7 protein-coding genes are annotated in these 8,949 nt (G+C 45.1%); 3 read left to right on the forward strand and 4 right to left on the reverse strand.

The annotated features are described in order from the left end of the window. Positions 1-379 precede the first annotated feature (379 nt). Genes hemG through AACT19_RS23660 form a run of 3 tightly spaced genes read right to left on the reverse strand, consistent with a single transcriptional unit; the run spans position 380 to position 3,033 of the window. On the reverse strand, positions 380-907 hold the full coding sequence (gene hemG / locus AACT19_RS23650; RefSeq protein WP_004736667.1) for a menaquinone-dependent protoporphyrinogen IX dehydrogenase: 528 nt from the start codon (positions 905-907) through the stop codon (positions 380-382). 10 nt (positions 908-917) lie between these two features. Then, positions 918-2,375: a TrkH family potassium uptake protein gene (locus AACT19_RS23655; protein WP_076649059.1), complete on the reverse strand. Its 1,458-nt coding sequence runs from the start codon at positions 2,373-2,375 to the stop codon at positions 918-920. A gap of 34 nt (positions 2,376-2,409) precedes the next feature. Continuing rightward, positions 2,410-3,033: a YigZ family protein gene (locus tag AACT19_RS23660; RefSeq protein WP_004736669.1), complete on the reverse strand. Its 624-nt coding sequence runs from the start codon at positions 3,031-3,033 to the stop codon at positions 2,410-2,412. A 227-nt stretch (positions 3,034-3,260) separates the two neighbouring features. On the opposite strand from AACT19_RS23660, the gene fadB reads away from it, so the two are divergent. The 3 genes from fadB (at position 3,261) to acuI (ending at position 7,845) form a co-directional block, all read left to right on the forward strand. After that, a complete protein-coding gene (gene fadB / locus AACT19_RS23665) occupies positions 3,261-5,432 on the forward strand; it encodes a fatty acid oxidation complex subunit alpha FadB (RefSeq protein WP_004736670.1) in 2,172 nt (723 codons plus the stop codon). A 26-nt stretch (positions 5,433-5,458) separates the two neighbouring features. After that, positions 5,459-6,622 carry an acetyl-CoA C-acyltransferase FadA gene (fadA, locus tag AACT19_RS23670; protein WP_004736671.1) on the forward strand — a complete coding sequence of 388 codons (1,164 nt, stop codon included), beginning with the start codon at positions 5,459-5,461 and terminating at the stop codon, positions 6,620-6,622. A 242-nt stretch (positions 6,623-6,864) separates the two neighbouring features. Then, on the forward strand, positions 6,865-7,845 hold the full coding sequence (gene acuI / locus AACT19_RS23675) for an acrylyl-CoA reductase (NADPH) (protein WP_017094369.1): 981 nt from the start codon (positions 6,865-6,867) through the stop codon (positions 7,843-7,845). A 109-nt stretch (positions 7,846-7,954) separates the two neighbouring features. Here the strand turns inward: acuI and AACT19_RS23680 are convergent, their stop codons facing one another. Next, positions 7,955-8,896 carry a LysR family transcriptional regulator gene (locus tag AACT19_RS23680; RefSeq protein WP_017096587.1) on the reverse strand — a complete coding sequence of 314 codons (942 nt, stop codon included), beginning with the start codon at positions 8,894-8,896 and terminating at the stop codon, positions 7,955-7,957. Positions 8,897-8,949 lie beyond the last annotated feature (53 nt).

The following is an 8,949-nucleotide window of genomic DNA, read 5'->3' on the forward strand; positions in this document are numbered from 1 at the left end:
TTGTTACCGAAGTAACTGTTATTACGCTCTTTCGAAAAAGAACCAATAACGTTTTGATATTCATCAACGAGTGCCCACACAGATTGATAGGTTTAAATTGTTAAAGAGCTTTTCCTTTTTGAGCTTCGCTCAAATCGGACGGCCATTTTAGCGATTTAAGTTTTAGTGTCAATCACTATTTTCAAAACTTTTTTCAAGCGCTTAGCTTGGCTAATTTGACCTGCTGATTCGTTTTGGTTTCTTATGAAGCCTTCCCGTTTCAACGAGGTCGCATTATAGAGATTTCGATCACACTGGCAAGCCCTTTTTGAAGTTTTTCTCGTTTTTTTATTCGTTCGATTAAAAAGAGCACAAAACGCCTCAAAAGTAGGCTTTTCTCTTACATCTCTTGCAATTTCTTAGAGAATAAAGAGACTTTTTCCCAGTTCGTATACTCAACTTCCTTGGTTGTGTCCGTTTCTCCGCCTGTCATATTCATAATGAAGCGAATCATGGTTTTATCGAACCAGTTATAACGAGGGTAATAGAGAGCACCCGCGAATACACCGATTAGAGTCGGCTGCCATGGTGACTTAAGAAGAAACTTCTTAATATAGGCACTACCTTCAGGGGTGTCTTTACCTTGGTCTTCTTTACGAGCCGTTAAGTTAACGCAGAAGAAGGCAACCTTATTGGATTGCAACTGAGCAAGGTTGGCATCAATGAACTTATATAGCTTCTTATTAAGGTGGCCGTAACGAATAGATGCACCAATCAACACTCTATCGTATTGAGCAAAGTCGACATTACTAATAGTGTGCAGATCTTGAAGCTCACATTCGAACTCATTCATTTCTTCTTTTATATAGTTCAAGATTTTCTTGGTCTGCCCTTCACGGCTTGAATACAAAAATAGAGCTTTTGCCACAATGTTGTCCTTAGCTACGCCAAAACGTAGGGGTCAATAAAATTAATAAGGTGAATATCTCTAAACGACCAAACAGCATAGATACGATCAACACCCATTTGGCCTTATCATTCACATCGCCGAAGTGCATTGCCACTTCACCTAAGCCCGGGCCAAGGTTATTCAGCGTTGCCGCTACGGCAGAGAAAGCGCTTAGCTCATCCATCCCCGTAGCAATAAGAGCCAACATACAAACCACAAAAACTAATGCGTATGCAGAGAAGAAGCCCCAAACCGCATCAACGACACGTTGTGGTAGCGCCGAACCACCAACCTTGATGGTATAGACAGCACGCGGGTGAACAAGACGCTTCATTTCACGAGCACCCTGTAAAGTAAGCAGTAATATTCGAATGACTTTCATACCGCCACCCGTTGAACCTGCACAACCACCTATAAAAGAAGAGAACAGAAGCAACACAGGTAAGAATAGCGGCCACTCAGAGAAACCGGTGGTGGTGAAGCCTGCGGTTGTTGAAATAGATACTGTCTGGAACAAGGCTTGATCGAAAGCATCATAATACGAATCGTAAGAGTGATGATTCAGCAGTAATAAGAAACAAACTAAGAACAGGACGACTTGAATAAAAATAAAAGCGCGAAACTCAGGGTCTTTCCAGTAATATTTAGGATGCACGCCACCAGAAGCAAATGCCGCAAAGTGAAGAGAATAGTTACATGCAGATATAAGAAGGAACACGACCGTAATCATGTTGATAGCAGGGCTATTGAAATACCCCATGCTCGCATCGTGAGTCGAGAAGCCACCAATCGCAATAGTAGAGAAGCTATGACTGATGGCATCAAAGAAACTCATCCCAGCAAGCCAAAAAGCTACTGCACAAGCAATGGTTAAGCTCAGGTAGATGTACCAAAGCGCTTTTGCCGTTTCAGCAATGCGCGGAGTCATCTTGCTATCTTTTACTGGACCCGGGATTTCAGCACGATATAGCTGCATACCACCGATACCCAGAACAGGGAGGATGGCTACCGCCAATACGATGATACCCATACCACCAAACCATTGCAGGAACTGGCGGTAAAACAGAATCGCCTTAGGCAGATCATCGAGGCCGACAATAACGGTCGCGCCCGTGGTTGTTAATGCAGAGAAGGATTCGAAGAAAGCATCGGTTACCGACACATTGGGGTTATCGGCGATCAAAAACGGCAGCGCACCCGCACTACCGATTACCGTCCAGAATAAAACAACAATCAAGAAGCCATCACGCGCTTTCAATTCATGGTTATAACGTCGGTTTGGAAACCAGCAGGTTGCTCCACAGAATAAGAGAACAAAAAAGGTCGTCACAAATGGCACACCCGCACCATCTCGATAGATCAGAGCGACGAGCGCAGGTGCGAGCATTGATACACTAAAAAGTGCTAATAATAATCCGACGATTCGAATAATTGAGCGAAATTGCATGAGCTATTGAACGAAGCGAAATGCTTCACACTTCCTAGTTGTCTTTGACTTTCGTTACCAGTGCCTTAGCACCGCTTTTATTGATCATGGTTTGGGTAAACGAATCTACCTGAAGGAGCTCTATTTCAATAATAAGCTCAACTTGAACACCATAATCCGCTTGGACTTCAACAGCCTGATGCTGAGCCATGATGGATTGTGCAATCGGCACAAAGCCATAGTCTAACTCTAGCCGTAATTTTGTGGTTATTTTTTTCTCGATAGTTTGAAGCAGCTTGAGAGCTTGTTGTACTCCACCACCATAAGCCTTAACTAAACCACCAGTACCGAGCTTGATTCCGCCTGAATAGCGAGTGACTACAGCCGTTAACTCGCCAACACCTGAACCAGACAGTTGCGCCAAGATAGGCTTTCCAGCAGTACCCGAGGGTTCGCCATCATCACTAAAGCCCCACTTCATCGAGTCTTCAGGTCGCCCTGCAGCAAAGCCCCAACAGTTATGTCGCGCTGAAGAATGCTCTTTTTTTACCTGTTCAACGAACTGCTTAGCAGCTTCTACACTTGGAGTATGAGCAAGATGAGTAATAAAAACGCTCTTTTTTATCTCTTCTTCAAATAAAGCCGACGCTGACGGTATTAAATAGGGCTGTTCATTCATATCGTTAACTTAATTATTAAGAGCGGCGAAGTGTATCACGCGTGAATAATAAGGGTTAGAGGATCTGTGCTGTCGCACAATGTTAAACAATTGTTTAAAAAATGTATTGAAATTAATCAAGCAGAGGTACAGACTAGAATAACTGGTCTTACCAGGCGCTCTACAATAATAGAAAGATAACAAGATTCTCTCAAACAATCGTGGATTGTATGTCATGGAGATAGACAATGATTTACCAAGCTAACACCCTACAGGTAAAGGAATTACAAGATGGTATTGCGGAATTAAGCTTCTGTGCACCGGCATCTGTAAACAAACTCGACCTTGCAACTTTAGAATCACTAGATAAAGCGTTAGATGCTCTTAATGCTCACGCAGGATTACGTGGTTTAATCTTAACTTCAAACAAAGACGCGTTCATTGTGGGCGCAGACATCACTGAATTTCTTGGCCTATTTGCTAAGCCAGAAGCAGAACTTGATGAATGGTTAAGATTCGCTAATTCAATCTTCAGCAAGCTCGAAGACCTTCCTGTCCCAACTCTTTCAATGATGCGTGGCCATGCCCTTGGCGGCGGCTGTGAATGTGTACTCGCTACCGATTTCCGTATCGGTGACAAGACCACCAGCATAGGTCTACCAGAAACCAAACTTGGCATCATGCCTGGTTTTGGTGGTTGTGTGCGCCTACCTCGTGTTATCGGTGCTGACAGCGCGATGGAAATTATCACTCAAGGCAAAGCATGCCGTGCAGATGAAGCGCTTAAAGTTGGTTTGTTAGATGCGATTGTTGAAACAGACCAACTACTAGAATCAGCGATCAACACTGTTTCTTTGGCTGCCAATGAGAAACTTGATTGGCAGCTACGCCGCAAACAAAAAACGTCAGCGCTTTCACTAAGCAAACTAGAAGCGATGATGAGCTTTACCATGGCTAAGGGCTTAGTGGCTCAAAAAGCAGGGCCTCACTACCCAGCTCCGATTACTTCTGTGATTGCAATTGAAGAAGCAGCGCGCAGCGATCGCGATGCGGCGTTAGACATCGAACGCAAACACTTCGTTAAGCTAGCAAAATCTGAAGAAGCGAAAGCCCTTGTCGGTTTATTCTTGAATGACCAATACATTAAAGGCTTAGCAAAACAAGCTGGTAAGTCTGCGAATAAAGCAACTGAACGCGCAGCAGTACTTGGCGCTGGCATCATGGGTGGCGGTATTGCTTACCAGTCAGCATTGAAAGGCGTGCCAGTGATGATGAAAGACATCGCACAAGCGTCTCTTGATCTTGGTATGAACGAAGCTTCTAAGCTGTTGAATAAACGCTTATCACGCGGTCGCCTGGATGGGTTCAAGATGGCAGGTATTCTGTCTTCTATTACTCCAAGTCTACATTATGCAGGTGTTGAGCAATCAGATGTGATTGTGGAAGCTGTTGTAGAAAACCCGAAAGTAAAAGCGGCAGTTTTGAGCGAAGTGGAAGGTTTGGTTGGTGAAGACACGGTTCTTACATCAAATACCTCAACGATTCCAATCAACCTGTTAGCGAAATCTTTAAAGCGCCCAGAAAACTTCTGTGGCATGCACTTCTTTAATCCAGTACACCGCATGCCTTTGGTTGAGATCATCCGTGGTGAGCATACTTCAGAAGAAACAATTAATCGCGTAGTCGCTTACGCAGCGAAAATGGGCAAATCCCCTATCGTTGTTAATGACTGCCCTGGCTTCTTCGTAAACCGTGTACTTTTCCCTTACTTTGGCGGTTTCAGCATGTTGCTACGTGACGGTGCTGACTTCACTAAAATCGATAAAGTCATGGAGCGTAAGTTCGGTTGGCCAATGGGCCCAGCATACCTACTAGACGTTGTTGGTTTAGACACAGCACACCATGCCCAAGCAGTAATGGCGCAAGGTTTCCCTGAGCGTATGGGTAAAGAAGAGCGTGATGCGATTGACGCGCTTTATGTCGCTGAAAAATACGGCCAGAAGAACGGCAGCGGTTTCTACACGTACAGCGTAGACAAACGCGGTCGTCCGAAGAAAACTTTCTCTGAAGACATTCTTCCTATCTTGGCTGACGTATGCCAACAGCCACAAGACTTTGATGACCAGACAATTATCCAACGTGTGATGATTCCTATGATCAACGAAGTGGTGCTTTGTTTAGAAGAAGGCATCATCGCGACACCGCAAGAAGCGGATATGGCACTGGTTTATGGTTTAGGCTTCCCTCCATTCAGAGGCGGCGTATTCCGCTACTTAGACAGTGTGGGTATTGGTAACTTCGTTGAAATGGCGAAGAGCTACCAAGACTTAGGTGCAATGTACCAAGTTCCTCAACTATTGCTTGATATGGCAGCGAAGGGCGAAAGCTTTTACGACGGTCAACAAGCCAGTTCTCTGTAACCCACATTTGGAAAAGGAATAGCAAAATGAAAAATGTAGTTGTTGTTGATTGCCTTCGTACCCCAATGGGACGTTCCAAAGGTGGAGCTTTCCGTCACACTCGTGCTGAAGATCTATCTGCACATTTGATGAAAGGCATTTTAGAGCGCAACCCAGAAGTAAACCCTGTCGAAATTGAAGACATTTACTGGGGTTGTGTGCAACAAACGCTAGAGCAAGGCTTCAACGTGGCACGTAACGCTGCTTTGCTTGCTGGTCTACCGATTGAGATTGGTGCGGTAACGGTCAACCGTTTATGTGGCTCATCTATGCAAGCTCTGCATGATGCAACCCGCTCTATCATGGTTGGCGATGCTGAAATTTGCCTGATAGGTGGTGTCGAACACATGGGTCATGTACCAATGAACCATGGTGTTGATTTTCACCCAGGCATGTCTAAACACGTAGCGAAAGCTGCCGGTATGATGGGCCTAACGGCTGAGATGCTAGGTAAAATGCACGGTATTAGCCGTGAAGACCAAGACGCATTCGCAGCACGCTCACATGCTCGAGCTCAAGCAGCAACAGTTGAAGGTCGTTTCAAAAACGAAATCCTGCCAACAGAAGCTCACGCAGCAGACGGTTCACTGTTCACTCTGGATTACGATGAAGTCATTCGCCCAGAAACTACGGTTGAAGGCTTATCTCAGCTTCGCCCGGTATTTGACCCAGCAAACGGTACGGTAACAGCAGGTACTTCATCAGCACTGTCTGATGGTGCATCGGCAATGCTTATCATGAGCGAAGAGAAAGCCAACGCACTTGGCCTGAAGATTCGCGCTCGCGTGAAGTCGATGGCTATCGCTGGCTGCGATCCTTCAATCATGGGTTACGGCCCAGTACCAGCGACGAAAAAAGCACTTAAACGTGCGGGCCTAACCATCGAAGATATGGGTGTGATTGAGCTAAACGAAGCGTTTGCTGCTCAATCTCTTCCATGTGCGAAAGACCTAGGTCTACTGGATGTAGTTGACGAGAAAGTAAACCTTAACGGCGGTGCGATTGCTCTTGGTCACCCACTGGGCTGTTCTGGTTCTCGTATCTCGACGACCCTAATCAACCTGATGGAAGCACAAGACGTGAAATACGGTTTAGCGACCATGTGTATTGGTTTAGGCCAAGGTATTGCAACGGTATTTGAACGCCCATAGCGGTCGTTGGTTGTAATACTTGTAGGGTAATCTTTTGTGCAGCTATATTTATATAGCTGCACTTTTTATTGCTCGGCGTCCAATAATGTATCGATTCGTTCAGCGAACTTAGCGAGAGAAAAAGCACCACTCACCTCTATGCATAAAACGCATAGATTCAATGTTGATGTTTCATTATTTTTTCTTCGATGATTCAACTAAAGTTACTTCAGTTTCCTAATATTCCTCCCACGGAGCAGATCATGTTTAAAGCACTTGTACTAAATCAAGAAGATAAAAAAACTATCGCATCAGTATCTCAAATTGATGAATCTCAATTACCAGAAGGTAACGTGAAGGTTGATGTGAGCTACTCTTCTTTGAATTACAAAGATGGTTTGGCGATTACAGGTAAAGGGCGCATTGTTCGTAACTTCCCTATGGTTCCTGGTATCGACCTTTCTGGTGTGGTTTCACAATCTGATGACCCGCGCTACAAAGCAGGCGACGAAGTTGTTCTAACGGGTTGGGGGGTTGGTGAAGGTCACTGGGGTGGCATGGCTGAGAAAGCGAGCCTAAACGGTGATTGGTTAGTGCCAATGCCAGCGGGTCTAGACGCTAAGAAAGTCATGGCGATCGGTACAGCAGGTTTCACAGCAATGCTTTGTGTGCAAGCTATCGTAGATGCAGGCATCAAACCAGAAGACGGTGAAATCTTAGTAACAGGTGCAAGTGGCGGCGTAGGCAGCGTGTCTATTACGCTACTAAACCAACTAGGCTACAAAGTAGCAGCGGTTACTGGCCGTGCTTCTGCAAACGGTGAACTACTTAAATCACTAGGTGCGACACGCATTGTAGAGCGTGCTGAACTTGAAGAACCAGCTAAGCCACTAGAAAAACAACTGTGGGCTGGTGCTATCGATACGGTAGGCAGCAAAGTACTTGCGAAAGTATTGGCACAAATTGATTACAACGGCGCGGTTGCAATGTGTGGTCTAGCAGGCGGTTTTGACTTACCAACCACAGTAATGCCATTCATTCTGCGTAACGTTCGCCTACAAGGTGTGGACTCGGTAATGTGCCCTCGTGAGAAACGTATTAAAGCGTGGGAACAACTTGCTGAGCTGCTACCTGAGTCTTTCTACGGCCAAGCGACTAAAGAAGTGTCTTTAGATGGCGCTATTCAAGCAGCAGAAGACATCACTAACGGTCAAATCACTGGTCGCGTAGTTATAAAGCTTTAGTAATCAACTAAAGCTCAAATATCTCAGAACAACAAAGGGCTGATAGTAATCAGCCCTTTTGCATTTTGGTCATTTGGTTCTAGTAAACCAAAACTAGATCTAAGTTAAGTTAACCCAAACCTACATCCGCAATACGCTTCTGAATCAACTCACCACACTCTTCTTTTACTACTCTTCTTAACCATTGTTGCGAGGCAGAAGAATCGCAGCGCGAGTGCCAGATCAGCGAGTAATCAAACGGCATAAACTCAAATGGTAATGGCTTAACAACCAAGTCATAGCGCTCTGCCACCAAATAAGCCAGATCGGCTGGTACAGTGATCACCAACGGCATTCTATCGACAATCGCTAATGCGGCTTCAAGGTGATAAGCACGCAGCACCATTTTACGTGGGTTTTGATTGGCTAAAGCATTATCTAATAACGCTTTAACACCATCACTAATCGCAATCATCGCATGCGGGAGTAAAACATAGTCTTCAAGGCTTAACGATCGATCGGCTAACGGATGATTTTTAGATAACAGACACGATACACCGACCGGCCCCAAGACCTCTTGATGAAGTGGTGCAATGCTGCCACTCGGACGACAGATCGCCATATCAACACGTTCGGTACTGAGCTGTTTAAACAAATGCTCATGCTGCAGCGGTGCAAACTCCAAAGATATGTTCGGCGCTTGTTCATAAATCTTAGGCAATGCATAAGGCAAGATGGTTTGCATCGCGTAGTCAGTAGTCGCAATCAGAAAGCGTTCACTGCAATAGTAAGGATCGAAATCACTCGGGCTCAGCAGTTGGCGGAATGACTCTAAGGGCTGATCAATACGCTGGCTGATTTCGAGTGCTTTTTTGGTGGGAATCAGGTGCTGACCTTGGCGTGTAAACAGCGGATCGTTAAGTAGTTCTCTTAAGCGCCCTAACACTCGACTGGTTGCCGATTGGCTTAAGTTAAGACGAAGCGCAGCCTGGCTAACACTGCCCTCTTCAATCAATACTTTTAAGGCGACCAATAAATTAAGGTCTCTACGATAGATGTCTTCTAATTCCACGCCACTTACCTAGCTGTATACAACTGTCATTAGTTATACCAATTCCATTAATT

Origin of the sequence: Vibrio sp. 10N.222.47.A9 (genome assembly GCF_963872585.1) — a bacterium.
GTDB lineage: Bacteria > Pseudomonadota > Gammaproteobacteria > Enterobacterales > Vibrionaceae > Vibrio > Vibrio splendidus.